At 70.8% G+C, this 24,994-nt stretch carries 19 protein-coding genes; 6 read left to right on the top strand and 13 right to left on the bottom strand.

The window, feature by feature from the left end; all coding sequences use genetic code 11:
• Positions 1-29 precede the first annotated feature (29 nt).
• Complete coding sequence (locus tag ACQPWU_RS25515) at positions 30-1,148, bottom strand: SGNH/GDSL hydrolase family protein (RefSeq protein WP_433444234.1); 1,119 nt, start codon at positions 1,146-1,148, stop codon at positions 30-32.
• Between the two features lie 418 nt (positions 1,149-1,566).
• Entirely contained in the window at positions 1,567-2,787 is a 1,221-nt protein-coding gene (locus ACQPWU_RS25510; RefSeq protein WP_433444233.1) for a cytochrome P450 family protein, read from the bottom strand.
• A 326-nt stretch (positions 2,788-3,113) separates the two neighbouring features.
• Here ACQPWU_RS25510 and ACQPWU_RS25505 point away from each other — a divergent pair, with 326 nt between their 5' ends.
• Entirely contained in the window at positions 3,114-3,590 is a 477-nt protein-coding gene (locus tag ACQPWU_RS25505) for a signal peptidase II (protein WP_433444232.1), read from the top strand.
• Positions 3,591-3,653: 63 nt separating this feature from the next.
• On the opposite strand, the gene ACQPWU_RS25500 is transcribed toward ACQPWU_RS25505, so the two are convergent.
• The 3 genes from ACQPWU_RS25500 to ACQPWU_RS25490 form a co-directional block, all read right to left on the bottom strand.
• Positions 3,654-6,197 carry a polysaccharide lyase family 8 super-sandwich domain-containing protein gene (locus ACQPWU_RS25500; protein ID WP_433444231.1) on the bottom strand — a complete coding sequence of 848 codons (2,544 nt, stop codon included), beginning with the start codon at positions 6,195-6,197 and terminating at the stop codon, positions 3,654-3,656.
• A 73-nt stretch (positions 6,198-6,270) separates the two neighbouring features.
• Positions 6,271-8,376: an acyl-CoA dehydrogenase family protein gene (locus tag ACQPWU_RS25495; RefSeq protein WP_433444230.1), complete on the bottom strand. Its 2,106-nt coding sequence runs from the start codon at positions 8,374-8,376 to the stop codon at positions 6,271-6,273.
• A gap of 80 nt (positions 8,377-8,456) precedes the next feature.
• The gene (locus ACQPWU_RS25490) at positions 8,457-9,047 is read right to left on the bottom strand and encodes a TetR/AcrR family transcriptional regulator (protein ID WP_433444229.1); all 591 of its coding nucleotides are present in this window, start codon (positions 9,045-9,047) and stop codon (positions 8,457-8,459) included.
• Positions 9,048-9,138: 91 nt separating this feature from the next.
• On the opposite strand from ACQPWU_RS25490, the gene ACQPWU_RS25485 reads away from it, so the two are divergent.
• The 3 genes from ACQPWU_RS25485 to ACQPWU_RS25475 all read left to right on the top strand — a co-directional run bounded on the left by ACQPWU_RS25485 (position 9,139) and on the right by ACQPWU_RS25475 (position 12,872).
• A complete protein-coding gene (locus tag ACQPWU_RS25485; RefSeq protein WP_433444228.1) occupies positions 9,139-10,263 on the top strand; it encodes an NAD(P)H-dependent flavin oxidoreductase in 1,125 nt (374 codons plus the stop codon).
• Between the two features lie 105 nt (positions 10,264-10,368).
• Positions 10,369-11,286 carry an alpha/beta hydrolase gene (locus tag ACQPWU_RS25480; RefSeq protein ID WP_433444227.1) on the top strand — a complete coding sequence of 306 codons (918 nt, stop codon included), beginning with the start codon at positions 10,369-10,371 and terminating at the stop codon, positions 11,284-11,286.
• Positions 11,283-12,872 (top strand): flavin-containing monooxygenase, encoded by a 1,590-nt coding sequence (locus ACQPWU_RS25475; protein ID WP_433444226.1) that lies wholly within the window; start codon positions 11,283-11,285, stop codon positions 12,870-12,872. Before ACQPWU_RS25480 ends, ACQPWU_RS25475 begins: the two co-directional genes overlap by 4 nt.
• Here ACQPWU_RS25475 and ACQPWU_RS25470 read toward each other — a convergent pair.
• Entirely contained in the window at positions 12,845-13,075 is a 231-nt protein-coding gene (locus ACQPWU_RS25470) for a hypothetical protein (RefSeq protein ID WP_433444225.1), read from the bottom strand. The two genes, ACQPWU_RS25475 and ACQPWU_RS25470, sit on opposite strands and share 28 nt — an antisense overlap.
• A 205-nt stretch (positions 13,076-13,280) precedes the next feature.
• Between ACQPWU_RS25470 and ACQPWU_RS25465 the strand changes: the two genes are divergently transcribed.
• Positions 13,281-13,919, top strand: a complete 639-nt coding sequence (locus ACQPWU_RS25465) for a TetR/AcrR family transcriptional regulator (RefSeq protein WP_433444224.1) — start codon at positions 13,281-13,283, stop codon at positions 13,917-13,919.
• 8 nt (positions 13,920-13,927) lie between these two features.
• Here the strand turns inward: ACQPWU_RS25465 and ACQPWU_RS25460 are convergent, their stop codons facing one another.
• From ACQPWU_RS25460 to ACQPWU_RS25435, 6 genes are all read right to left on the bottom strand, one after another.
• Positions 13,928-14,839, bottom strand: a complete 912-nt coding sequence (locus tag ACQPWU_RS25460; RefSeq protein ID WP_433444223.1) for a LysR family transcriptional regulator — start codon at positions 14,837-14,839, stop codon at positions 13,928-13,930.
• 14 nt (positions 14,840-14,853) lie between these two features.
• Positions 14,854-15,240 (bottom strand): Zn-ribbon domain-containing OB-fold protein, encoded by a 387-nt coding sequence (locus ACQPWU_RS25455; protein ID WP_433444222.1) that lies wholly within the window; start codon positions 15,238-15,240, stop codon positions 14,854-14,856.
• 10 nt (positions 15,241-15,250) lie between these two features.
• Positions 15,251-16,426 carry a thiolase family protein gene (locus ACQPWU_RS25450; protein ID WP_433444221.1) on the bottom strand — a complete coding sequence of 392 codons (1,176 nt, stop codon included), beginning with the start codon at positions 16,424-16,426 and terminating at the stop codon, positions 15,251-15,253.
• Positions 16,423-17,211: a crotonase/enoyl-CoA hydratase family protein gene (locus tag ACQPWU_RS25445; RefSeq protein WP_433444220.1), complete on the bottom strand. Its 789-nt coding sequence runs from the start codon at positions 17,209-17,211 to the stop codon at positions 16,423-16,425. The genes ACQPWU_RS25450 and ACQPWU_RS25445 overlap by 4 nt, the downstream gene beginning before the upstream one ends.
• Entirely contained in the window at positions 17,204-19,618 is a 2,415-nt protein-coding gene (locus ACQPWU_RS25440) for a CaiB/BaiF CoA transferase family protein (RefSeq protein ID WP_433444219.1), read from the bottom strand. Before ACQPWU_RS25440 ends, ACQPWU_RS25445 begins: the two co-directional genes overlap by 8 nt.
• Positions 19,619-19,951: 333 nt before the next feature.
• Positions 19,952-22,189, bottom strand: a complete 2,238-nt coding sequence (locus ACQPWU_RS25435) for an Orn/Lys/Arg decarboxylase N-terminal domain-containing protein (RefSeq protein ID WP_433444218.1) — start codon at positions 22,187-22,189, stop codon at positions 19,952-19,954.
• A gap of 305 nt (positions 22,190-22,494) precedes the next feature.
• Here ACQPWU_RS25435 and ACQPWU_RS25430 point away from each other — a divergent pair, with 305 nt between their 5' ends.
• The gene (locus ACQPWU_RS25430) at positions 22,495-23,100 is read left to right on the top strand and encodes a response regulator transcription factor (RefSeq protein ID WP_433444217.1); all 606 of its coding nucleotides are present in this window, start codon (positions 22,495-22,497) and stop codon (positions 23,098-23,100) included.
• Here ACQPWU_RS25430 and ACQPWU_RS25425 read toward each other — a convergent pair.
• Positions 23,026-24,903, bottom strand: a complete 1,878-nt coding sequence (locus tag ACQPWU_RS25425; RefSeq protein ID WP_433444216.1) for a sensor histidine kinase — start codon at positions 24,901-24,903, stop codon at positions 23,026-23,028. The two genes, ACQPWU_RS25430 and ACQPWU_RS25425, sit on opposite strands and share 75 nt — an antisense overlap.
• Positions 24,904-24,994: the final 91 nt, after the last annotated feature.

Raw genomic sequence — 24,994 nt, 5'->3', positions numbered from 1 at the left:
TCCTTTCGTCGGGGCTGGACGGCGCCCGGTCACCAGCGCAAGGGAAGGGTGGCGATGAAATCGCTGAGCCGGCCGGCGATGATCTGGTGGTCGTGGAGCGAGGGGTGCCAGTGGCAGCCCGCGTAGTCCAGGCCGGTCTCAGGGTAGTACCAGAAGCGGACCCGGTCGTCGCCCTGGCTGTTGCGCTCCTGGACGATCTGCTGGGCGGTCTCGGCGTACACCGTGGTGTTGGACATGTGCGTGGCGCTGACCACGATGGTCGTGGCGCGGCCGTACCGATCCCGGAGCTTGTCGAGGAAGGCGTGGTAGGCGGTGCGGTAGGCCGCGAGGAGGGTCTCCGGCGTCCACTGCTCCCCCGGGTTGATGGCCGTCGAGAAGTCGTTGATGCCCAAGCCGATCACCACGAGTTGCGGCCGCCACGTGCCCGGGTTCTTCCATACGTCACCCTCGACGCCCAGCAGCGCCCGGTCGTAGTACGTGCGGTAGTCGGACTGGGGTTCGCTGCCGTTGTAGTTGCGCACCATGCCCCGGCCGGAGAAGGCGTTGATCTGGTAGTCGGCGTTCAGGCGCCGCGCGGCGACGGCGTCGAAGCTGAGGTCCGCGTTCGTGGTCCGGTTGACCTCGTCGCCGGTGCAGTCGCGCGTGGTGGACGTGTTGCCGTAGCCCGCGGTGTAGGAGTCGCCGATGAACTCGATCTGCCGGTGCCGCGCGGCGGGCCCGGGCAGGATCGCGCCATGCGGGACGGCGACGAACCCGCCGAACTCGCTCGTCGCCCACGGGCTCTCCGAGCGCTTGACGACCCGGACGTCGTGCACGCCCTTTCCGAGTCCCGTGACCCAGTGCGTGGTCTGCCCCGGGGTCACCAAGGTGGTGGCGCTCGTGCCGTCTATCTGGACGTCGTAGTCGGCGGCGGCGTCGTTGAGCACGATCCCGACTCCGGTACCGCGGAACCTGCCTTCGAAGTAGACCCCGGGCCAGCTGTATTTGGCGAAGGCCCCGTCGACCTCGACGCGACCGGCGGTGTGCACGCGGGTCAGGACGCCGGCGTGACGGTCCGAAGAGGTCAGGGGGGCCGCGGCGGCGACACCGGGCGTTGACGCGGCCATCACCAGGGCGGCCAGCACCGCGATCATACGTACAGGGCGCACGGTCTCTCCTCCTGCCGGCCAGCCACGATCTCAGATGTTGAGATGGGCTGTCCTGAAAGGCATCACGATTTGCCCATATGATCAGTGAAGGCAGCGCTCGGTACAATATCGATTTCACGTCCTGACACAGGCGCTTCGGACGCCGCTCAGGAGCCGAGTGCGTGCCCTGTGGCCGCTTCACCACGGAGCAGGCCCAGAATGCGCGTCGTCACGGCGAGCGGCCCGTGAGCCTTCACGACCGGCCATGACGGACGGCCGGCGGCTACGGCGCGTGCGGGCTAGTTGGCGAAGCCGTACGGAATGGCGGGACGGACGCGGGTGCGGGCGGAAAGACAATCCCGCGAAAGACCTTCTCGTCGGGTCGCTGACGAGCCGTCCGGCCCGGCAGCCGTGGGCTGCCGGGCCGGACGGTGGCGCGTCAGGACTTGGCTGTACCGAGGTTGACCGGCAGGGACAGCGGGCCGATCGTGAAGAACGACGGGGAGTACGGGATGTCGTCCGGGTCGATCGCGAGGCTGAGCTCAGGAAGCCGCCGGTACAGCGCGGCGAGCGCCAGCCGGCTCTCCAGCCGGGCCAGCGGCGCCCCGATGCAGTACCGCGGGCCGTGGCCGAAGCCGAGGTTCCCGGTCTGCTCGCGGGTGATGTCGAACTGGTTCGCGCTCTCGCCGTACTCCACCGGATCGACGCCACTCGCCTGGTAGACCACGCCCACCGCGTTGCCCTTGGGGATGTGCACCCCGGCGACGGTCACGTCCTCCGCAGTGAAACGGAAACTGGTCATCATCACCGAGTGGCGGTAGCGCACGGTCTCCTCGACCACGTCGGCCCACCGGTCCTCGGCCTTGGCCAGCGCGAGCTGGCCGGGGTTCTGCGCCAGCGCCACGATGGCGTACCCGAGCAGGTGGACGGTGGTCTCGTGACCGGCGACGAGCATGAGCCACAGCACGCCGACCAGTTCGCCGGTGGTGAGCTTGTCACCCTCGTCGCGAGCCTGGACCAGGCCGGAGGTGAGATCGTCGCCCGGTTCCCGCTGCTTGCGCTCCACCAGGTCGTGCAGGAAGGCCTGAAGATCGTTCTGCGTCGCGAACGCCACATCCGGCGGAGTGGTGTGCGCCAGCAGCGTCGCGGTCCAGTTCCGCAGCCGGAGCCGGTCCTCGGCGGGTATGCCGAACAACTCGCAGATCACCCACATCGGCAGCGCCTCAGTGAAGGTGGGAACGAGGTCGACGCCGTCACCGGCGGCCGCCACGTCATCCAGCAAGCCGTCGATGATCTGCTGGATCCGCGGCTCCAGGGCCTGCACCCGGGCCGGCGTGAACGCCCTGCCGACCAGACCGCGCAGCCGCCTGTGGTCGCCGCCGTCCATGGTGGACAGGTGACCGCCCTGAATGATGGCGCGCAGCGGCCAGTCCTCGGGAATCGATCCGTCGTACAGGGCGGGCCAGTGCTGGGGATCCCTGAGGAAGGTCTTGTTGTCCCCGGCGAGGATCTCCCGTACGGCCTTGTGGGTCAGCGCCAGGTAGGCGGGCACGCCCCCGGGGAATTCCACCTCGACCACGGGCGCGATCTCCCGGAGCCGGATGCAGGTGTCGAGTGGGTTTTCGTCCACGGCGGGGAAGGAGGGGAGGTTTGTTGTCATTCAACGCCCTTGAAGGAGGAGGTCGGTAAGTGACCGATGATCACATCAAATATCCGTTGTGATCTAGAAACAACAGGACTCAGTGATCAGTAACGTGATGGTTACCTTGCGTTCGCTCGCGCCGGCTCAGCCCCGGTCGACGAGGGACCTGGTACGGCAACGTCGGGAACTTCAAGCCCACCCCACCTGGCATCCCATGCGCACATATTCGCGGGAAGGCAACGTTTGGATAGATTGCGTTTCGAGAAGATGCGGATTGCGAGGCAAGGGTGTCGGACGAACGACGTTCGCAGGCGATGAGACTGGGCTTGCGACCATACGGGTGGATGCTCGTGTTGGCCGTAGCAGTCCTTCTCGCAGACCAAATTTCCAAGTTCTGGGCGCTTTCGGCGCTTTCGGGCGGTGAGGGCATCACGGTGATCCCGCAGCTGATCCAATTGCGGCTGCTGTTGAACTCCGGTGCCGCGTTCTCGATCGGCGAGGGGGCGACGTGGGTGTTCACCCTGACGACGGCCGCCGCGGTTGCCGGCATCCTGTACGTCGGACGTCGGCTGCGCTCGACCGCCTGGACCGTCGTGCTGGGTACGTTGCTGGGCGGCGCCACCTCCCATCTGCTTGACCGTCTCTTTCGCGCTCCTGGCTTCGCCCAGGGTCACGTCGTCGACTTCATCGACTATGGCGGCCTGTTCGTCGGCAACGTCGCCGACATCGCCCTCACCGGAAGCTGTGCCCTCCTCCTGCTGCTCAGCCTGCGTGGCGTCCCTCTCGGGGTCGTGGCCGACAAGGGGGATCCATCCGCTTAGCGCATGCCCCGGCGTGACGAGCGGTGCCGGTGCCACTGGTCGCCATGAGCGCCGGGGGCCGGTTCAGCGGAGGGTGGCGGTGAAGGTGCGGCCGTAGGCGTGGCGGGTCGTCGCCTGGACCAGGGTGCCGCCCGGCACGGGCCGTACCGTCACGCCTTCGTCGGCCGAGTCGAGGCGGAGAGGCGCGCCGTGCAGGACGACGGAGACGCGCTCGCGTTTCATCGTGGGGTCGGACAGCGCGACGACCGTGCGCTTCCCGGACTTGACGATGACCGAGGCGGGGCCGTCGATGAGCAGGTGCTCGACGTGGCGCGGGCCGTCGGCGAAGACGTTGGCGGCGACGATCCCGAGGCTCTTGTGCCTGATCGCCTGCACGTGCCGGTTGTTGACCAGGACGGCCAGCGGGCCGTTCGCGTAGCCGCGCAGGCGGGTCTCGGTCGCGTTCGGGACCAGGGCGTAGGCGAGGGCGGGGACGTCGCCCGTGGCGGGGTGCGTGATCGAGGCGGTGAAGACGTTCTTGGTCACGCTGGTGTCGGGATTGGACACGCGCACGACTCTGCGGCTGCGCGTCACCGTCTCCAGCCCGGCCGCGACGGGCTGCTCGGTGAAGAAGGCGTAGCCGACCGCGGTGCCGCGGGTGCCGTTGGCGTAGCGCAGCCAGCGTGGCGGCGTGGTGCCGCTCGCCTGCCAGGCCCGGCCGCCCCAGCCCTCGCCGGTGAGCGTGACCGCGTCGCCGGGAGCGGCGATGCGGCTGTCCACGGTGGTCACCGCCTCGCGGCCGCCCTGACCGGAGACGCCCGCGGCCAGCACCACGATCTCGTCGTCGAGCATGAACCAGGACTTGGTCGCGCCGGCGTTCCGGTACACGACGAAGTCGTCGGGCAGGATGCCCGCCTGCTTGGCGGTGTAGGCGGCGTCGTCGGACTGGACCATGCCGGCCGCGCCGTACGCGCCGAGCGTCGCGCCGCCGGAGAAGGCGTTCCCCGCGCGGGGGAAGTACACGTAGGTGTTCTGGGATTCCGAGGAGGAGGTGAAGTTCAGCGGATGGCCCGGGTTCTCGTACCAGAACCGGCCGTACAGCTCGGGCACCGTCCGCCGCTCCTCCACCGGCGCGGTGACCCCGGCCAGCCGGTACGGCGAGACGGCCGTGTAGTAGTCGACGCCGAAGACCTCGCGCTGATCCTCGCCCGCGAGGTAGAGGTAGTAGGCGCCGTCGCCCTGGAACCAGGGCATGAGGTTCTCGCCGTTCATGTACTCGTATTTGCTGATCCGGTCGGAGCTGCGCGCCAGGGCGAAGGCGTAGCCGGGGCGCCGGTGGACGGTCCTGTCCATCGCGTTGTACGCCATGCAGCGCTCGGGCGGGTTCAGGTCGGCGGCCGGGACGGCGGAGTCGGCGCGGATGGCCGCGTAGCGGGCGACACTGACCGGGGAGGCGAAGGTGGCAGTATCGGCGGCCGGCAGGAACTTGACGTACTTCTTCAGGGCGAGGGCGTCAGCGCCCTCGACATGGTCGGCCAGGTCGGCGATGGCCTCCACGATCACTCCGACGTCGGCGTAGCCGGTGGTGGTGCGCGAGACAGCCCGCCCCTTGACGATCTCCATCATCCACCCCTCGAAGATCAGCGGGGCGAAGCCGTCGGCGATCCAGCGGTACACCACGCCTGCCAGGTCGGAGGCGCCGCCGCTCGTCGCGCCCTCGAGTGTCTTGAGGGTCTGTACGACGCGGGTCAGCAGGATGCGCCCGTAGGAACCGGTGTAGGCGACCGAGTGGTGCTGGATGAAGGAGCCGTCGCGGTAGTAGCCGTCGGTGACCCCGTGCTGAAGGTTGTAGGGGTCGACCGTGGCGAAGACGGTGGCCTGGTCGGAGATGGCCTTGCCGACGCGGGCGTCGTCGGCGGTGAGCGCGCCCTGCAGGATCCGGTTGGCGGTGATGTCGGCCAGGTTCGCCCCGGTGTGGAAGCGCGAGTCGAGGTCGACGTCGCCGTTCTTGCCGTTGCGCAGGTAGGCGTCCATCGAGGCGATGTACGTCGCCGTCAGGTCGGGCCGTTCCTCCCGCACCCGGTCGGCCAGCAGGACCAGCGTCCTGCTCACCTGGGTGGAGATGCCGATCTCCCAGTTGTACCAGTTGCCGTAGTAGCCCTTGGACTGGTCACCGTAGTAGCGCTCGTGCAACCACAGCAGACCGTCGACGACCCGCCTCTGGACGGCGGTGTCGTTGTCGAGCTCACCGCCCGGCGTGCGGGTCGCGAGCGCGATCTCGTACAGGTACTGGAAGGCCAGCTGCAGCTTGGCGTCGTCGGTGCCGAGCTTCAGGCCGGCGAACAGCTCGCCGTCGCCCGCCTTGTCCATGGCGGCCAGCCGCTGTTTGGCGGTCGCGACGATGGCCGCGAGCTTGCCGGCGACCTCGGGCCGGGCGTTGACGTCCGGGGTCCCCGCGAAGATCGCCACGGTGTTGGCGAGCAGCCGCGCGTGATCGATCCCCGCCGCGGCGCGCGCGGGGGTGGCCGCGGCGAGCAGACCGGCGGCGGGGAGCAGGGAGAGAACCTGGCGACGGGACATGTGCGGCACGGCGGGCTCCAGGCCGTTGGGGGGATATGCCGGGCTCACCTTACATGATCTATTTTGCCGGTCCAGGGTATGCGCGAAGCCAGGCTTTCAAGGCAGTGCGGACAGGCAGGAGTCAGCGTGGCAGGCCGACGCCGCGGGCGATCAGGCCGCGCTGGATGTCGTTCGTGCCGCCGCCTACGACGTACATCACCGACAGGCGCAGGCCGTACTCGAAGGCGCCTTCACCTGGCACCCCGGGGACCTCGGCCGACAGGGCGGCCCGCGGGCCGAGGATGTCGAGCACCGCCTCGCCGAACTCCTCGGCCAGCTCGCCCCCCATGACCGCGGCCATCGGCGCGTGCAGGCGTGAGTCGCCGCCGGCCTTGATGGCCGAGGCGACCAGGGCACGGTTGGCCTGCACGCCGACCGCGAGATCCCGCAGGCGGGCGCGGCGGGCCGAGCCTCGTGGCCCGACGCTCTCGGGAGCGGCGCGGACGATGGCCAGCAGGTCGTCGAGCTGCCGGTGCAGGGCGGCGGCGATGTTGCCCATGGTGATGCGCTCTCCTGCCAGGGCGTCGGTGATGACCTTCCAACCGCCGTTGACCTCGCCGACGCGCATGCTGTCGGGGACGCGTACGTCGTCGTAGAAGACCGTGCAGGAGATCTCGCCGGACAGCGCGCGGTGCTGCTGGACGGTGATGCCGGGGGTGTCCATCGGGATCAGGAAGACGGTGATCCCGGCGTGCCGGGGCTGGGCGCCGGAGTCGGTGCGGGTGGCCAGCCACACCCAGTTGGCGGTGTGGCCGCCGGTGGTCCAGAGCTTCTGCCCGTTGATCACCCAGTCGTCGCCGTCGCGTACCGCGCCTGTGCGAAGGGAGGCCAGGTCAGAGCCTGCCTCGGGCTCGCTGTAGCCGAGGCAGAAGTCCACCTCGCCACGGCGGATGAGCGGGAGGAAGGTGTCCTTCTGCGCTTGGGTGCCGTGCTTGAGTATGGAGTTGCCGAGCAGCATCACGGCGCCCAGCGCCTTGCTCACGGGGGCGCGGTGGTAGGCGGCCTCCTCGTTCAGGATGACCTCCTCGGCGAGGGACGCGCCGCGCCCTCCGGCCTCCGGTGGCCAGGCCATGCCGAGCCAGCCGCGTTCGGCGATCTCGCTGACCAGGTCCTTGTCGACGGCCATCCCGATCGTGCTGGAACGTCCCGCGAACAGCTGCCTGACCTGGGCGCGGAACACCTCCGCGGGCTCCCCCGCATCCGCTGCGGGCAGCGTGTCATCCCCCTCGACCAGCACGTCCGCGACGTCGCCCGCCGCCCGCGCGAAGGTCTGCAGCCGCGTCACATCACCGTGTACGCGGCGGAACAGCCACGGGGCCTCGTGTTCCTCGAAGTAGCCGATGGCGGCCAGCGTGTGGTGGGCGCCGAGCTGGACGCGAGGCGCCGCCGCGCGAGCGTGCTCCGCGGCGATCTCGGCGGCGAGCAGGCGGTCGTCGCCACCCAGTTCGAAGGCGCGGATGGCGTCATCCGTCAGCAGGCCGCCCGCGCTCACATCGATCTGACAGGCGGCGACGCGCTGCTGGACCGCGCCGAAGGAGCCGATGACCTTGCCGAACTGACGGCGCTGCGTGGCGTGCTCGACGGCCAGCTCGTGCGCGCGGCCGGCGGCGGCCAGGGCACGCACCGCGAGCTGCAGGCGGAGCAGCACGATCGCCTCGTCGGCGTCCTCGGCCGAGACGTCCACGTGCGCTTCCGTCTCCCCCGGAGCGGCGTCCGACCAGTCAGGGGCGGCCAGCCCAGGAGTGGCTCGCACCTCGGTCAGGGGGCTCAGCGTCACGGAACCGCCCCCACACGGGATCGCCAGCAGGTGGGTCGCCTCGGCGGCGGCGTCCAGGTGCCGCGCCCGGCCGTCGTCGCCCGGAATCGCGGCGACGACGCGCATCCGCCCGCTGGTGATCGCCTCCAGCACCCGCTCGTCGTGCTGGAACAGCCGAGTGGCGAGATAGGCGTCCAGCAGGGGCAAGGGACAGGCCACCCGGCCGAGCTCGCGCACCGCCGCGAAAGCAGGGGCCAGCGCGCCCTCGGTGCCGAGCTCGAACCAGCCCTGGGCGGCCGCGGCCGGCCACACCTCGCCGAGCCCACCGGCGTTCGCGGCGCGGGCATCCGGCCATGTGCGGGCCAGCACACCGCGCACGGCTTCGGCGAACGCGGCGGCCTCCTGATCGCTCACGGCAACAGTCTTGATCACGACGACTCCCAATTGCTGAACGGTATCCGTCTCTTAAACTTAAATCAGACGGTAAGCGTTCCGCAATGCAGGAGTGCGGGTCAGCGGTTCACGGCGGCGAGCAGGAAGCCCACCAAGCGGTTCGCGAACTCGCCGGGGTCCGCCGCGAGCCGCTCACGCAGGCCGGCCGGCGTGGCCATGACGTGCATCATGGCGCCGCCGCACAGCAGGTCGAGCAGCATCGTCACCGGAGTCTCCGGGGGCAGCTCGCCACGGTCGATCGCCCGCCTGACCAGGGCGCGAGCGGCGGAGGACTGCGAGGCACGCAACGCCTGCCAGGGCCCGTCGACGGCCGGGATGCCCTCCGCCTCCAGGCCCATGCGCAGGGCCGCGCGGCCCGCGTCGCCGAGGTAGAGATCGAGCATTTGCCGGGCGAGGCCGAGCAGATCGTCACGGACGTTGCCGGTGTCGACTTCGGTGATCGGCGCGATGCGCGAGGTCAGCGCGTCCAGCAGCAGCGCCTCGCGGCTCGGCCAGCGCAGGTAGATCGACGCCTTGCCGGCTCCAGACGCCCGCGCCACCGCCTCGATGCTGAAGCCCGCCCAGCCGCATTCGCCGTAGAGCGCGATGGCGGCGCCGGTGACCTTGCGATCGACCTCGGGGTCGCGACGCCTGCCCGCAGTGGTTGCCATCGGGCCTACCTCCTATTGCTGAACGGTTGCCGTCAGTATAGCCTGCACTCATTACGGACGACTTCCGTTCAGATTTCATGAAGGAGCAGCCATGCGTACCGCACTGACCGACATGCTGGGAGTGGCCGAGCCGCTCGTGGGGTTCAACCGGTCCCCTGCCGTGGTGGCGGCCGTCACCAACGCGGGCGGGTTCGGCGTCCTGGCCGCCACCGCGTACACGCCGGAGGAACTGGACGCCCAGCTCACCTGGATCGACAGGCAGGTGGGAGGCAAGCCGTACGGCGTGGACGTGCTGGTGCCGGCCAAGACCGCCAAGGGCGACGCCGCCGACCTCATCGCGAGCCTGCGCGCGCAGATTCCCGAGGAGCATCACGCGTTCGTGGCGGGACTCATGGACAAGTACGGCATTCCCGAGCGGAAGACCACGGAGGACGCGTCCGCGGACGAGCTGTCGGCCGCCATCAACCCTCAGGGGATCGAGGAGCTGCTCGACGTGGCGTTCAGCCACAAGATCTCGCTGGTGGCCAACGCGCTCGGCACCCCGCCGCCGTTCCTGGTGGAGCGGGGCAAGCGCGCGGGCGTGGTCGTGGCGGCACTGGTCGGCTCGGCCAAACACGCCCGGCGCCAGCTGGAGGCGGGAGTCGAGCTGCTCATCGCCCAGGGCACGGAGGCAGGCGGGCACACGGGGACGATCGCCACGATGATCTTCACGCCGGAGATCGTGAACATCGCCGGCGACGTGCCGGTGCTGGCCGCGGGCGGCATCGCCTCCGGGCGGCAGATGGCCGCCGCGCTCGCCCTGGGCGCCGCCGGGGTCTGGTGCGGGTCGGTCTGGCTCAACAGCCACGAGGACATCACCCCGCTGCCCGTCAAGACGAAATTCCTGGCCGCGAACAGCGGTGACACGGTCCGCTCCCCCACGCGTACCGGCAAGCCGGCCCGCCAGCTCCGCAGCGCCTGGCACGAGGAGTGGGAGCGGCAGGACAGCCCGGGAGCCCTGCCCATGCCGCTGCAGCCGATGCTGGTCAACGACGCGTGGGCACGCATCGACGCCGCCGCGAAGGAGGGCAACGAGGGGGCCCTGCGCCTGGAGTCGTTCTTCATCGGCCAGGTCGTCGGCTCCTTCCAGCAGCTGCGCCCGGCCGCGGACATCGCCAGGCAGCTCGTCGACGACTGCGCCGCACGCCTGCGCGAGCTGTCGGGGCTGCTCTCCTGAGGACGCCGAACCGGACGATTATCGTCCGTTGACCCGATGCATTCCGCATTTTAGGTTGAGGACAGTGACGCAGATCACTCCACGCCCCCGGTGAGGTGACCTTCCATGTCTCTTGACGACGCGACGACTCAGTTCCTCAAGCAGATGAGTGAGGCAGGCGGCAAGCCGCTGCACGAGATGACGCCCGAGGAGGCGCGCGCCATGGGCGGCGCGCTGGGCGACCTGTACGGCAAGGGCCCGGAGATGGCCCGCGTGGAAGAAGCCGTGATCGAGGCGGCGGACGGAGGATCGTTCGGGGCACGCGTCCTGATCCCGGTGGAGGACCCGCGGGCGGTGATCGTGTACTACCACGGCGGCGGCTGGGTCGTCGGCGCCATCGACGAGTTCGACACCCTGGGAAGGATGCTGGCGCACCGGACGAGCTGCACCGTCGTCCTCGTCGACTACCGGCTCGCCCCCGAGCACCGCTACCCCGTCGCGGCCCGGGACGCCTACGACGCGCTGTGCTGGGCCGCGAAGGGACCGGGGCGGGGCCTGCCGGTCATCGTGGCCGGGGACAGCGCGGGCGGCAACCTGTCGGCCGTCGTGGCCCAGCGCAGCCGCGACGAGGGCGGCCCCGCCATCGCGCTGCAGGTCCTCATCTACCCGGTGACCGACCACGACCTGGACAACGCCTCCTACACCGACCCCGCCAACCAGCTCATGCTGAGCCGCGACAGCATGGTGTGGTTCTGGGACCACTACGCACCCGACCCGGCCGCGCGGGCGAACGCGGACGCCTCTCCGCTGCGGGCCCAGGACCTGTCGGGCCTGCCGCCGGCCGTCGTGCTGACCGCTGAGCACGACGTGCTGCGGGACGAGGGCGAGGCCTACGCCGAGCGGCTGCGCCAGGCCGGCGTCCCGGTGCGGTTCAAGCGGTTCGAGGGCCAGATGCACGCCTTCTTCACGATGGTGAACGTGCTGCCCGGCAGTGCGGCGGCGCTCGCCATGGTCGTCGAGGCGATCGACGGGAGCCTGCGATGAATTACGACGCCGTCGTCGTCGGCGCGGGCTTCGCCGGCATGTACATGCTGCACCGGCTGCGCGGCCTGGGCCTGGCCGTCCGCGTCTTCGAGACCGGCGACGGCGTCGGCGGCACCTGGTACTGGAACCGCTACCCGGGCGCCCGCTGCGACGTCGAGAGCATGGAGTACTCCTACTCCTTCGACGAGGATCTCCAGCAGGAGTGGGAGTGGAGCGAGCGCTACCCGTCCCAGCCGGAGATCCTGCGTTACGCCAATCACGTCGCCGACCGCTTCGACCTGCGCGGGGACATCCAATTCGAGACCCGGGTGACCCGCGCCGGCTACGACGGGACCGCGAACCTGTGGCGTGTGGAGACCGACCGCGGCGACCACGTGTCGGCGACGTACCTCATCACCGCGGTGGGCTGCCTGTCGGCGGCCCGGATACCCGGCTTGCCCGGCGTCGGATCCTTCCAGGGGCCCAGCTACCACACCGGGCGATGGCCGCACGAGGGCGTGGACTTCGCCGGACAGCGGGTCGCCGTCATCGGCACCGGCTCCTCCGGAATCCAGGCCATCCCGGTGATCGCCGCGCAGGCGGAGCACGTGACGGTGTTCCAGCGCACCGCCAACTACAGCCTGCCCGCCTGGAACAGGCCCATGGACCCGGAGTACGCGCAGTGGGTGAAGGCCAACTACGCCGAGATCCGTGCCGCCATGCGCACCTCCACCGCGGGCGTCATGTCCAGCTCCAACACGGCATCGGCGCTGGAGGCGACGGAGGAGGATCGGCTGCGGGAATTCGAGACCCGCTGGGCCAAGGGCGGCACGGCGTTCCTCGGCGCCTATGGCGACATCGCGATCAATCCCGAGGCCAACGAGATCAGTGCCGAGTTCGTCCGCGAGAAGATCCGCGAGATCGTCGCGGATCCGCAGGTGGCCGAGCTGCTGGCGCCCAAGGACCATCCCATCGGCAGCAAGCGGATCTGCATCGACACCGGCTACTACGCCACCTACAACCGCCCCGACGTGACCCTGGTCGACGTGCGCGACGCGCCGATCGAGGAGATCACTCCGACCGGCGTGCGCACCGCCGACGCGGAGTACGCCGCCGACATGATCGTGTACGCCACCGGCTACGACGCCATGACCGGTCCGCTGCTCGGCATCGACATCACCGGCAAGGGCGGCCTGTCGCTGCGGCGCAAGTGGGAGGCCGGGCCACGTACGTACCTGGGGCTGATGACGGCGGGCTTCCCCAACATGTTCACCATCACCGGCCCAGGCAGCCCGTCGGTGCTCAGCAACATGATCGTCTCCATCGAGCAGCACGTGGACTGGATCGCCGATTGCCTGGAACGGCTGCGGGCCGGCGGCATCGCCACCATCGACGCCGACCCGCTGGCCGAGGACGCCTGGGTGGACCATGTCAACGAGGTCGCCGGCCGCACTCTCTACATGCGGGCGAACTCCTGGTATCTGGGCGCCAACATCCCGGGCAAGCCCCGGGTGTTCATGCCGTACGTCGGCGGCGTCGGCGCCTACCGGCAGAAATGCGACCAGGTCACGGCGGACGGCTACGCGGGATTCGTGCTCTCCGCCTGACCGCCGAGGATCACCCCGTCGGCCAGGTGCTCCTTCACGGCGACGAAGATCAGCCAGAAGCGCTGGTGCGCGCCAGCAGGTCGGGCGTCAGCGCGGGGCATCGCCCGCTCCAGGGCGGCGCCGCCGAGCACGCCCATCACGCCGATCACCTCGATCGCGCTCTCGCGGGTGACCGGGGCGGCCCTGCGCACCCGGCTGGGCATCGCCTCGATCAGCCCTTCGGTGACGAGCTGGGCGATCTCCTCGCGAACGGGGGAGGTTGAGCCTCGAGGCTATGTCGGCGTCCTTGATGACCTCGCCGTGACGCGGCACACCGCTGACGATCTCGGCTCGCAACTGCCGTGCGGCCGCCTCGCCTCGGGTGGGGACACCGTGAAGGCCACTACTGTTTCCTCCAGGAGGTAACCCGTGTCCGTACCCGCGATCAGGACAGCCGGACCCGGTCGCCCCCGCGACGCGGAGGTCGGCCGCAAGGCGCTGCAGGCGGCCATCGAGCTCTACGCCGAGCTCGGCTGGGCCAAGTTCACGCTCGACGCGGTCGCGCGGCGGGCCGGGATCGGCAAGGCCGCCATCTACCGGCGCTGGCCCAGCCGGGAGAAGCTGGTCATGGACGCGCTGGAGTGGGAACTGGCGACGCCCGCCCTGACCATCGACACCGGCAACCTGCGGGACGATCTCCGCGAGCTGGCTCGCGCCATGATGGACCACTACCTCGGCCCGCATGGGCTGGCCGGGCTGCGGCTGCACGTGGAGGCGCGCGCCTACCCGGAGCTCTTCGCCGACCTGTCCGCCACGATCCGCCGCTCCAGGGTGCTGAACGCCCGGGCGGTCATCCGCCGCGCCATCGCCCGCGGAGAGCTGGGCGAGCACGCCTCCTCCTCCCTCATCCTCGACACCCTCCTCGGCGGAGTCCTGAACCACGTGCTGGCCACGCCGGAAGACCTGCGGCCGAAGATGACCGCGGGAAGCGCGCGCTACATCGAGGAGGTCACCGGGTTCGTCCTCACGGCCGCCACGGCGATCTACCCTCCTCCTGCCGGCCTCTGACAACCGGCTCAGAGGATGATGAGAGAGTCACCACGACGCTCGCGGAGAGCGGCGAGAACCTCCGCGATCGGGCCGCCCTTCGCTTCCTCGCGCGCGTGCCAGACGACGCCGAGCTGGAAATGGAGCTCCGGGTCGTGCAGCGGCACGAGGACGAGGCCGACCTCGCCGAAGACGCGGCCCGAGATGGTGCTGAGGGTGGCCAGCGACAGGGCGCGCGAGTGGGTGATGTGCGCCGCGATCTGGACCACGTCGTTGTGCGGCAGCTCGCGGATCCGGGTGATGCCGCCCTCGCGCAGGTGATCGCGGAGCCCGTTCATCACCAGGGGGTGCACTTTGTGCGAGGTGAGCAACATCTCCCGGTCGGCGAGGTCACCCACCGTGAGCTCGGAGCGTCCGGCGAGCGGGTCGTCGGCACGCATGACGACGGCGAAGCGGTACTCCGCGAGCGCGAGACTGGCGAGTCCCGGGTCGTCCACGGGCAGGTGCGCCACGGCGATGTCCAGCTTGCGGGCGGCCAGCAGACCGAGCAGCCCCGCCGACGGCTCCAGGGTCACCGGCAGCTCGACCCCCGGGGCGATCTTCTCGAACGTCTCCAGGACCAGGTCCAGGACCTGGGTGGGGGCGAGCGGGGTGGCCCCCACCCGCACGACCGCCGGCGCCGCGGCGGCTCCGGCGGCCAGCTCGGGCAGCGCGTCGAAGCGGGCCAGGACATCACGGACGGGGCCGAGGAACGTCCGCCCGAACGGCGTCAGCTCCACTTGGTGGTAACGGCGGTCGAACAGGTCGGCGCCCAGCTCCTTCTCCAGCTCGCGGATGCGGCGGCTGAGCGGGGAGGACGTCACGTGCAGCCGCCCGGCGGCACGGCCGAAGTGGAGCTCCTCGGCCACGGCCACGAAGTATCTGAGCTGCTGGATGTCCACCCCGCCCAGCGTAATCAGCCGTTGGCGGGGTGGAACACCGGGATCGCCTCACCCCCTTCGGGGCGCTCGAAGGCGACACGTACCGGCATGCCGCCGTACACGTCCTCGGGCGCGGCGCCGATGATCTGGGCCTGGAGCCACGGCCCCTCGTCCAGCTCGACGATCGCGACCACCATGGGCGGCGCGCCCTTGGTGTGCACCACCGACCAGCTCACCACCAGCCCCGTCCCGGCGGCAGGCGTCCAGGACGGCTCCGGGGACGCACAGCCCGGGCAGGTGCGCGCCTGCGGCGCCGCGAAGGCGCCGCACTGGCCGCAGCGCCGGATCAGCAGTTCGCCGCGCGCGGTGCCGTCGAAGAACTCGGCGGTGGCCGCGTCGCGGTGGACGATTCCCACGGGCATCGGCATGCTCCTATCGCGCGTGCGGGCTGAGGACGAGGGTGGAGTGGTGGTCGAGCAGGCCGCCGTTGCCGCTGACCAGCACGAGGTCGTTGCGGGGAGCCTGGCGCTCGCCGCCCTGGCCGCGGGCCTGGATGACGGCCTCCGACAGCGGCGTCATGCCCCACATGTAGTAGGAGGAGAGCTGGCCGCCGCCGGTATTGACGGCCAGGCTCCCCTCCGGTCCGAGCACGCCGCCGGCGACGAAGGGGCCGCCCTCGCCCTTGGCGCAGAAGCCGTAGTCCTCCAGCGAGATGAGCGCGGTGTAGGTGTAGCAGTCGTACAGCTCGGCCACGTCGATGTCGGCGATCGTCACCCCGGCCATCTTCAGCGCCGTCGGGCCTGACAGGGCGGCACCGCTGACCAGGCCGAACTCGCTGTCTCTGCCCATGACGTACCCGGGGTGCGCCTGCCCCCAGCCGAGGATGTGCACGGCGGGCTGGGCGAGGTCGGCGGCCCGGTCGGCGGAGGTGACGACGACCGCGACACCGCCGTTGCTGACCAGGCAGCAGTCGAGCAGGTGGAACGGCTCGGCGATCCACCGGGAGCTCTGGTGGTCCTCGAGGGTGATCGGGTCGCGCATCTGGGCCAGGGGGTTTCTGGCCGCCCAGGCGCGCTGGGCGACGGCTATGTGGCCGAGTTGCTCGCTCGTGGTGCCGTACGTCTGCATGTGCCTGCGGGCGGCCAGCGCGTACATGGTGTTGGCGCTGTAGATCCCCGAGGCGGCGGTCAGGCCCTGCCAGCCGGTGAGCCTGCGACCCGCGCCGGCGTAGGCCGCGCCGCCTCCCGTCGACTTGTCCTTCAGCGGCGCGTCGGCGAAGACGCAGGCCACGACGTCGGCCATGCCGGAGGCCACGGCCATGGCGGCGTACTGGACCATGGCCCCGGCCGACGAGCCGTACGCCTGCACCTCCGACAGCAGGCGCAGGTGGCGCAGTCCGAGATCGCGCTGCAGGCCCAGGCCGACGTCGCCGGTGATGCCGGTGTTGGTGAGCAGGCCGTCCACCTCGTGCAGCTCCAGCCCCGCGTCGGAGACGGCGAGCCGTACGGCGTCCGCGGCGAACTCGGGAGCGGTGCGGCCGTAGACCTTGCCCATCTCGGTGATGCCGAGACCGGCGATGACGGGTGCCCTGTCAGTTGCCATGGTCATCGGCCCTCCCACACGGGGGCGCGCTTCTCGGCGAAGGCGCGCGGCCCCTCCTTCGCGTCCGCCGATCGCATGATCGCGGCGCCCTCGGCGGCGGTCCGCTCCCACGCGGCCCGCTCCGAGGGGATCGTGCCGTCCGAGATCCCGCGCGCGATCCGCTTGCTGGCCTGCACCGCGAGCGGCGCGTTGGCGCTGACCGCCTCGGCCAGGGCGAGCGCGGCGGGGACCACCTGGTCCTGTGGCACGACCCGGTTGACCAGGCCGAGCCGCAGGGCCTCGGCCGCCGTCACGGGCTCGCCGGTCAGCAGGATCTCCATGGCCACCTTGGCCGGCAGCTGCGCGGCCAGCCGGAACGCGCCGCCCGCGCCCGCGATGATGCCGCGCTTCACCTCCGGCAGCCCGAACCGGGCCGTCTCGGCGGCCACCACCAGGTCGGCCCACAGGGCGATCTCGGTGCCGCCGCCGAGGGCGAAGCCGTTGACTGCGGCGACGACCGGCTTGGCGATCGGATGCGTCACGCACCCGGCGAAGCCCCAGTGCGGCTTGAAGCCCTCGGTGGAGAACTCCCCGCGGGCCACCGCCTTGAGGTCGGCGCCGGCGCAGAACGCCTTGTCCCCGGCCCCGGTCAGGACCACGGCCCGGATCGCGGTGTCCGCGTCGGCCTCGTCCAGGGCCTCGCCGACGGCGCGGGTCAGCTCCGCGTTCACCGCGTTGCGTACCTCGGGACGGTTCAACATGATCAACATGACGTGGTCGCGGCGCTCGACGAGCGCGGCGGGCTCACCCATGGTCAACTCCTTCAGATGGTTCTTCCAGCACGCCCGCCTCGATGAGCGCCTGGATCTCCGGCTCGGCAAGGCCGAGCAGCTTCGTCGCCACCAACCGGGTGTGCTCCCCCGCCAGGGGCGCCGGGCGCAGCTCCGGGTCGGCCGCCCCGTGGAAGGTCGCCGGGCCGTTCTCGGTCCGCATGGGGTGCTCGATGTACGGGTGGCGCATCTCGCGCAGGAATCCGCGCGCGGTGAGCTGGGGGTCGTCGAGGTACTCGATGACGCGCTGCATCGTCCCGGCCGGCACGCCGGCCGCTTGGAGGCGTTCCATGGCCTCGCGAGGCGGCGTGGCCGCCGTCCACACGGTCACGGCGGCGTCGACGATCTCGCGGTGCGCGCGGCGGCCCGCGGCGGTGGCCAGCCGGGCGTCGGCGAGCAGGTCGGCCCGGCCGATGGCGCCGCACAGGCTCTGCCACTGCTCGTCGCCCTCGACGCTCACCACACACCACTCGTCGTCGCCCGCGCACGGGTAGACGCCCTGCGGCGCGTCCCATTCCCCCGTGTTGCCGTGGGCGGTGAACGTGCCGGGCTCCAGCGACTCGCGCAGGAAGCTCGTGGACAGCTGGGTGAGGATGGTCTCGGCCTGGGAGACGCTGACCGTGCCGCCCGTCCCGGTACGCCGCCGCCGGATCAGCGTGGCCAGCACGGCGACGGCGCCGACCCGCGCGGCGATGTGATCCGGGTAGATGGTGATCGCGTCACAGAACCCGGCCTCGACGCCGGTGTCACGCCAGAGCCCGGTCAGCCCGGTGGAGGCGCGCACGAGGGGGCCGTAGCCCATGCGCCGGCTCCATGGCCCGGTCGAGCCCAGGGCGCTGCTGTCGGCCATGATGATGCGCGGGTTCAGCTCGCTGATGACGTCGTAGCCGAGCCCCAGCGACTCCAAGGTGCCGGGCTTGAAGTTGGACAGGATCACGTCGGATTCGGCGGCGAGCCGCTTGAAGATCTCCAGACCCTCGGGCGAGCGGAGGTTGATTCCGGCGCTGAGCTTGTTGCGGTGTCCCCAGGCGAAGCCGGCGCTGATGGTCTCGCCGGTCAGCGACTGCCGGCTGCCGTCCGGGTAGGCCCGGCTCTCGATCTTGATGACTTCGGCGCCCTGGTCGGCGAGCAGCCGGCCGAGCTCGGCGCCGACCACGATGACCCCGAGGTCCAGCACCCTCAGCCCCTCCAGGGGCCGCCGCCGGGAAGCGGCGTCCGGCGTCGCGGGCACGGCGGGAGCCGGCTCGGCGAAGACCTCGTCGTTGTGCTCGCCCACCTCGGGGGCCCGGCGCCGGAATCCGGCCCGTACGCCGTTCAGCTCGACGTACCCGGACGGCACGCGGCCGGTCAGCCCGGGGGCGATCTCGGCGTCGAGCAGTCCTCCTCGCGCGAGGAAGTGGGGGCTGGTGAGCACCTCGCCGGGCTCGAGCAGCGCCGCGATCGGCACGCCGCGCTCCTGGCCCTGGGCGACGAGCTCGTCCCTGGTCCTGTCCTTGAACAGGTCGCCGATCAGGGCGTGCAGCCGCTCGGTGGCGCCGTACCGGCCCGCGAGGGTGTCGTATTTGGGGTCGGCGAACTCCTCGGGCTCGCCCAGCCAGCCGAACATCCCCCGCCACTGCCGCTTGGCCAGCACGCAGATCCGCACGTATCCGTCGACGCACGGGAAGATCGGATAGAGGTTGCCTGCGTCGGGACGGCCGCGCGGCAGTTTCGTGGCCGGCACGCCGCCGGTCGCCGAACCGCCGATGCCGAAGCCCGGGTCCAGGGCCTGGGCGGTCATCTCGTACACCGAGCAGTCCACGTGGTCGCCACGCCCGGTCTCGAGCCGGTTCACGTACGCCAGCAGGCCGGCCCACGCCGCCTGGACGGCCGCCGACTCGTACGCCAGCGAGCCGGGCGGCACGACCGGCCCGCGGCCCGGGATGCCGGAACGCGACAGCACACCGCCGAGCGCCAGGTGCGTCCAGTCGGAGCCGATCCAGTCCCGGTACGGGCCGCTCTGGCCGAAGTCGGTGATCGAGATGACCACGAGGGCGGGGTTGCGGGCGAGCAGCGCGTCCGCACCGAGTCCGAGCCCGTCGAGGGTGCCGGGCCGTTCGGTCTCGATGAGGAAGTCGGCCCCGGCGGCGAGGCCCAGGAGCCGGTCGCGGTCGGCGGGGTCGTGCAGGTCCAGCGTGACTCCGCGTTTGCCGGCGTTGTGGGTGGCGAAGTAGAGGCTCACACCGTCGTGCAGCGGCTCCCGCCGCCGGGTCGCCGCGCCCCTGGGCGGCTCGACGCGGATGACGTCGGCTCCGAGGTCGGCGAGGAACCGGCCGCACATCTCGGCCTTGCCGTCGGCCAGGTCGATGACACGGAGACCGGCGAGGGGAAGACCCCCGGCTGCGGGCATGGTGAATCACCCCAACTGCGTGAAGGGCGTGCGCGGAGTACGCCAGACGTGACCTGTCCCGCGCGTCAGGGGGCCAGTGCCTCAGATCGGCGCGTCCGGATTGTTAATGACAGGTTTCCTGAGGCGAGAATGCCATGACGATTCCGGTCTGAAAACGTCCGAATCGGCAACGTGGCACGCGTCCCAATCGGCAACGTGCGCTGCCGGGCGTTGCGCGCGGGGACCGCCTCCCGCCGATCCACGGTGGACTGCCCTGTCCACAGTCAGGACACGTCCGGCGTGACCGTACCCCGCCATTCGGCGAACGCGAGAGGCGGCACATGGACGCCGGGCTCAGTCCTTGACGACCTCCACCCGGTAGCGGCCGTCGCCGTCACGGTGGGCGCCGTGGATGTCAGTGGCCAGGTCGGGGAAGGCCCGGTCGAAGTCCTCCAGAGCCCGCAGGTATGTCAGCAGCGGGCCGTCGGCCGGGCCGGTCGCCTCGCCGGGCATCAGCATGGGGATGCCGGGCGGGGTGACCACCACCGTGGCCGCGGCGACCCGGCCCGGCAGGTCGGCCAGCGGGACACGCTCGGTGCGGGCCCGGATCATGGCCTGGTAGCAGTCGGCGGGAGTCGACACCGGCTCGGGCAGGGTGGTGAAGACCTGGTCGAGCAGCTTCCCGAGCTCGGAGTCACGTAGTTTCTCGTGGACCAGGGTGCAGAACTTCTGCAGCGAGATCGCGGGCGGCCCGAAGCCCGGCAGCACCTCCGCCAGGGGCAGATCGTCGTCGTAGGCCTTCTTGAAGTCGGTGAGCGCGTCGATCAGCGTGCCCCACTTGCCCTTGGTGATCCCCATGGAGAACAGCACCAGCAACGTGTGGTCGCCGGTCTTCTCCACCACGATGCCGCGCCGCTGCAGGTAGGCGGCCACGACGCGGGCCGGGATGCCCCACTCGAGCGTGCCCGCGGCGGCGTCGGCGCCCGGGCAGGTGATCGTCACCTTGACCGGGTCGAGCAGGCAGTAGCCCTCGGACATCCCGTCGAACCCGTGCCACGCGGCCCCGGCCTCCAGAGTCCAGCAGCGGGGCTCGGCGCACAGCAGCGCCGGGTCGGCGTCGGCGAAGGGGATGGTCTTGCCGGTGCGCGGTTCGGTGATCGTGGGAGGCTGCCAGACGCCGAAGAACCAGCCGGGCCGCAGGCCGTCCTCGCGGATGCGGTCGGCCAGCCGTACCATCGCCTGCCGGAACCGGACCGCCTCGACGATCGCCTCCCCGGTGAGGAACGGCCCCGACGGGCCGTCCATCATCGCCGCCGCGACGTCCAGCGAGGCGATCATCGGGTAGAGCGGCGACGTGGAGGCGTGCATGAGGTAGGTCTCGTTGAACGCGTCGTAGTCGACCGGCGCCCGCTCCGCGGGGCGTACGTGGAGCATCGCCGCCTGCGACAGCGCGGCCAGCAGCTTGTGCGTCGACTGGGTGGCGAACACGGTGGGGCGGCCCGGGCCGGGCAGCGTGCGCTCGCCGATCGCCATGCCGTAGCGGCCGGCGTAGAGCGGGTTGAACCGGGCGTAGGCGAACCACGCCTCGTCGAAGTGCAGCCGCGGCACGCTGGCGCCCAGCAGCTCGCCGACCCGCACCGCGTCGTAGCACACCCCGTCGTACGTGGAATTCGTGATCACCGCGTACGTTGGCCCTCCGGCGGCGAGAGGGTGGGCGGCCACGCGCTCACGGACCGCGTCCGCCTCCAGCGCGGCGGGCGGGATCGGGCCCGCCAGGCCGAGCCCGTTGCGCTCGGGCACGAGGTAGACCGGGCGGGCGCCACTGATGGCCAGCGCGTGCTGGACCGACTTGTGGCAGTTGCGGTCCACCAGGACGGTGTCGTCGCGGGCGATCGCGTGGTGACCGACGATGCGGTTGGCGGTGGAGTTGCCGTTGACCACGAAGAACGTGCGGTCGGCGCCGAAGACGCGGGCGGCGTTGCGTTCGGCCTCTCCGATCGGGCCGGTGTGATCGAGCGGCGACCCCAGCTCGGTGACGGAGATGGACAGATCGGTGCGCAGCAGCCGCTCACCGTAGAAGTCGAAGAAGGCCCGCCCCACCGGCGACTTGAGGAACGCCACGCCCCCGGCGTGCGCCGGCGTGTGCCAGGAGTAGCGATGGTGATCCTGAAGGCGCCGCAGCGCGCCGAAGAACGGCGGAAGGATCTTCTCGGCGTACTGGTCGGCCGCGTAGGCGATGCGCCCGGCGATGAACTGCGGGGTGTCCTCCAGCGGGAAGACGTAGCCCTGGATGACCTCGTACACCCACAGCGGGAGCTCCTGCTCCTGCGTCATCAGGAAGACGGGCAGGCCACGGAACCGCTTGGACACCGCGCCCAGCAGGTCCTCGGCCCCCGGCGCGTCCCACGCCGCCAGCACCGCCGCCAGCGACGCGTCCGACCCGACCACCGCCAGGGCGTCCTCGGCCCGGTGGGTCCAGCGCACCTGGAGCCCGAGCTCGTCCATCGCCGCGCACACGCGGCGGATCTGCTCGGCGAGTGCCGAATCGGCGTCGGGACGTTCGGTGACGGCGGCCAGAACCGTTCGCTCCATGCGGGACTCCATGATCGGGGGAAGGGGCGGGACCCGACCTAAGCAATAGTAACGGTGCGCGATCGAATGGCAACCTTACGTAATGTCCGCGACGGTTTTCGGTCAGGCGCTCGCCCGGGGTCAGATCAGTTGCGGGGCGATGATGAGGAACTGCCCGCGCGGAGTCGTCGTCGAGAGTTCAGAGCAGGTAGATCGCTATAAAATGTCCGTTCGCGTGTATGTGACGTCCTCCGCCGCATCCCGCAGGCGGGTCAGGCGTTGTGGGCGTTCGCGGGTGGGTTCGAGTGGTCGTGATCGGGAATGGCGTGATTCGGATTCTGATCGCGGAGGACATGCACATCCTTCGCGAAGCGCTGGTCGAGTTGCTGTCACTCGAGGACGACATCACGGTGGCGGCAGGAGTCGCCTCAGGTCTGGAGATCGTGCCCGCCGCGCTGGAGCACCGGCCCGACGTGGCCGTGATCGACATCGATCTGCCGGGACTGGATGGCATCTCAGCGGCAGCCGAACTGCACGACCTGCTGCCCGAATGCCGCGTCCTCATCCTGACAGCGTTGACCAAGCCGGGCACCCTGCGCAGGGCGCTCGGCGCGCAGGTCGCCGGATTCGTCCCGAAAGACATCCGCCCGGCCGAGCTGGCCGCGGCGATCAGGGCCGTCGCCGCGGGCGGGCGGGTGGTGGACCCGGCCCTGGTCTTGGTGGCGTTGGAGGCGCCGGACAGCCCGCTCACCCAGCGGGAGACCGAGGTGTTGCGCCTTTCGGCGAGCGGGGCCCAGCCCGCCGAGATCGCCGAGCGGCTCTTCCTGACCTACGGCACGGTCCGTAACTACCTCACTTCAGCAGTCACTAAGCTGGGAGCCCGCAACCGGGTGGACGCCATCCGGATCGCCACCGAGGCTGGGTGGATCTGACCTGAACTCGGCGACCACCTCGAACCTGCCACCGGGGTGACGCACCGCCGTCAAGCGCCCGCCGGTGCGCTGCGCGAGGCTGCGGAGCCCGGATCCGTGCCGCCCCGGCGTGGAGGATCCGGCTCGGGCGACGGACATGGCGCCGTCGTTGACCACGCGCAACCGTACGACCTCTTCGGTGCCGGAGACGGTGATCTCACACGTCCGGGCCTGGCTGTGCCGCAGGACGTTGGTGATGGTCTCGCGGAGCGCGGTGGCCACCGCCGTGTCGGCCTCGGCCGGCATCGGGCCTGTCTCGACCTTTGCCACCGCCTCGATCCCGGCGGCCTTCAGCACCTCACGCGCCGCGTCCAGCTCGGCCGTCAGCCGCAACTCGACCCGGTCGCCGGCGATGGACCGCAGCTCTGCCAGGGCCTGTTCGACCAGCGGCAAGAGCGAGGCGAGCTCGGTCCTGGCCCGGTCGGGGTCCGTGTCCAGCAGACGATCGGCCAGCTCGCCCTTGAGAGCGACAGCCGACAGGCTGAAACCGAGGACGTCGTGCAGGTCGCGCGCGACCCGGGTCCGTTCTCGCCGTACCGCGGCCTGGGCGAGCTCATGCCGGGCCCGGTCCAGTACGCCGACCAGCCCGGTGAGGCGCCCCAGGCTGTACACCAGCCACGCGAGCATGACATGACCGCCGAAGTTGGCGAGCGCGTTGAGGGTGGAACCCCCGGCCGTGGTGGCGTCGTACAGGAGCCATGCCAGATGCCCGGCCAGGACGACACCGGCGATCGCCCACGATCGAGGCGGGCGCACGGTGAGCAGCACCTTGCCGGTGAAGAAGCTCAGCACGCGGTCCCAGGAGCCGGGGATGAACGCGAGGGGAAGCAGGAACAGCACGCCCTGCACGACGAACGTGGCACGGGTCTGCGGCATCACCTGCAGGATCACGATCCCGGCGAGCCCGAGCAATGCCCAGGTCAGCGTCGGCGGGCCGATGTGCTCCCAGTAGTACAGGTTGATCATCACGAGCACGCACTGGATGAGCAGCACCGCGAGCATGACGAACCGAGCCAGCCGCGGCGACTCGATTCGCGCCGGAGGCTCGGCGATCGTGTTGGCACGGTAGGCGCCGGCAGTCGCCCGCACCTCTGCCAAGGTCCGCCGGGCGAGCTCGACGCCCTCGCGGATGTCAGGCCGGGCGTTCACCGGCTCTTGCCGGGCTGCTTTCCGCATGCGGAAGGCGATCGCCTGAAGGTTGCCGCCCAGGGCGTCGCGCAGCTCGCCGTCCAGCCGCAGGCGTTCCCTGACCAGAGCCAGCCGGGCCAGCTCCCCCCGGGTGTCGTGCAGCCGCCGCGCCGTCCCGACGAGCGCGGCCAGGCTGAACACGATGAGAGCGTCGTCGGCAGTGACGATCATGAACCAGATCGAATCGTAGACCCCGTACCCGAGCAGGGCGGCGGTCGTGCCGGTGGCGGCCAGGAGAAGGGCGAACAGCGGCCAGGCCAGCCGCGGCGGGAGCACGCAGAGCACGCCGGCGGCCACCGTCCACGGCATCCAGTCCCACTCCGGTCCGGCCACGAGGAAGGGCAGGAAGTAGAGCACCACCAGCGCCGACAGAAGCCCATGCCGGACGCTCGGGCGCCGGCGCCGCCCCAGGATCGCGACCAGCGGCGGGTACGACGCCGTCGTGAGCAGCAACGCGAGCGGGGCGACGTCGCGCCACAACCCGCTCACCGTACGGAGGTAGACCAGGATGCCGAACGACGCCCACAGCATGCCGCGAGCGAGCCGCAGCGGGAGTTCGTCAGCGGTCCCTCGCACTCAGATCCCCCCGCTGCCTGTGCAAAATGCATACCCGCGTGGTTACAGGGACACTATCGGCGCTTTTCCCGTCGCTGCCACCATTTGCGTG

This window comes from Nonomuraea sp. CA-141351 (genome assembly GCF_050944675.1).
Classification (GTDB): domain Bacteria; phylum Actinomycetota; class Actinomycetes; order Streptosporangiales; family Streptosporangiaceae; genus Nonomuraea.
This window is presented reverse-complemented; position numbering and strand designations above follow the sequence as displayed.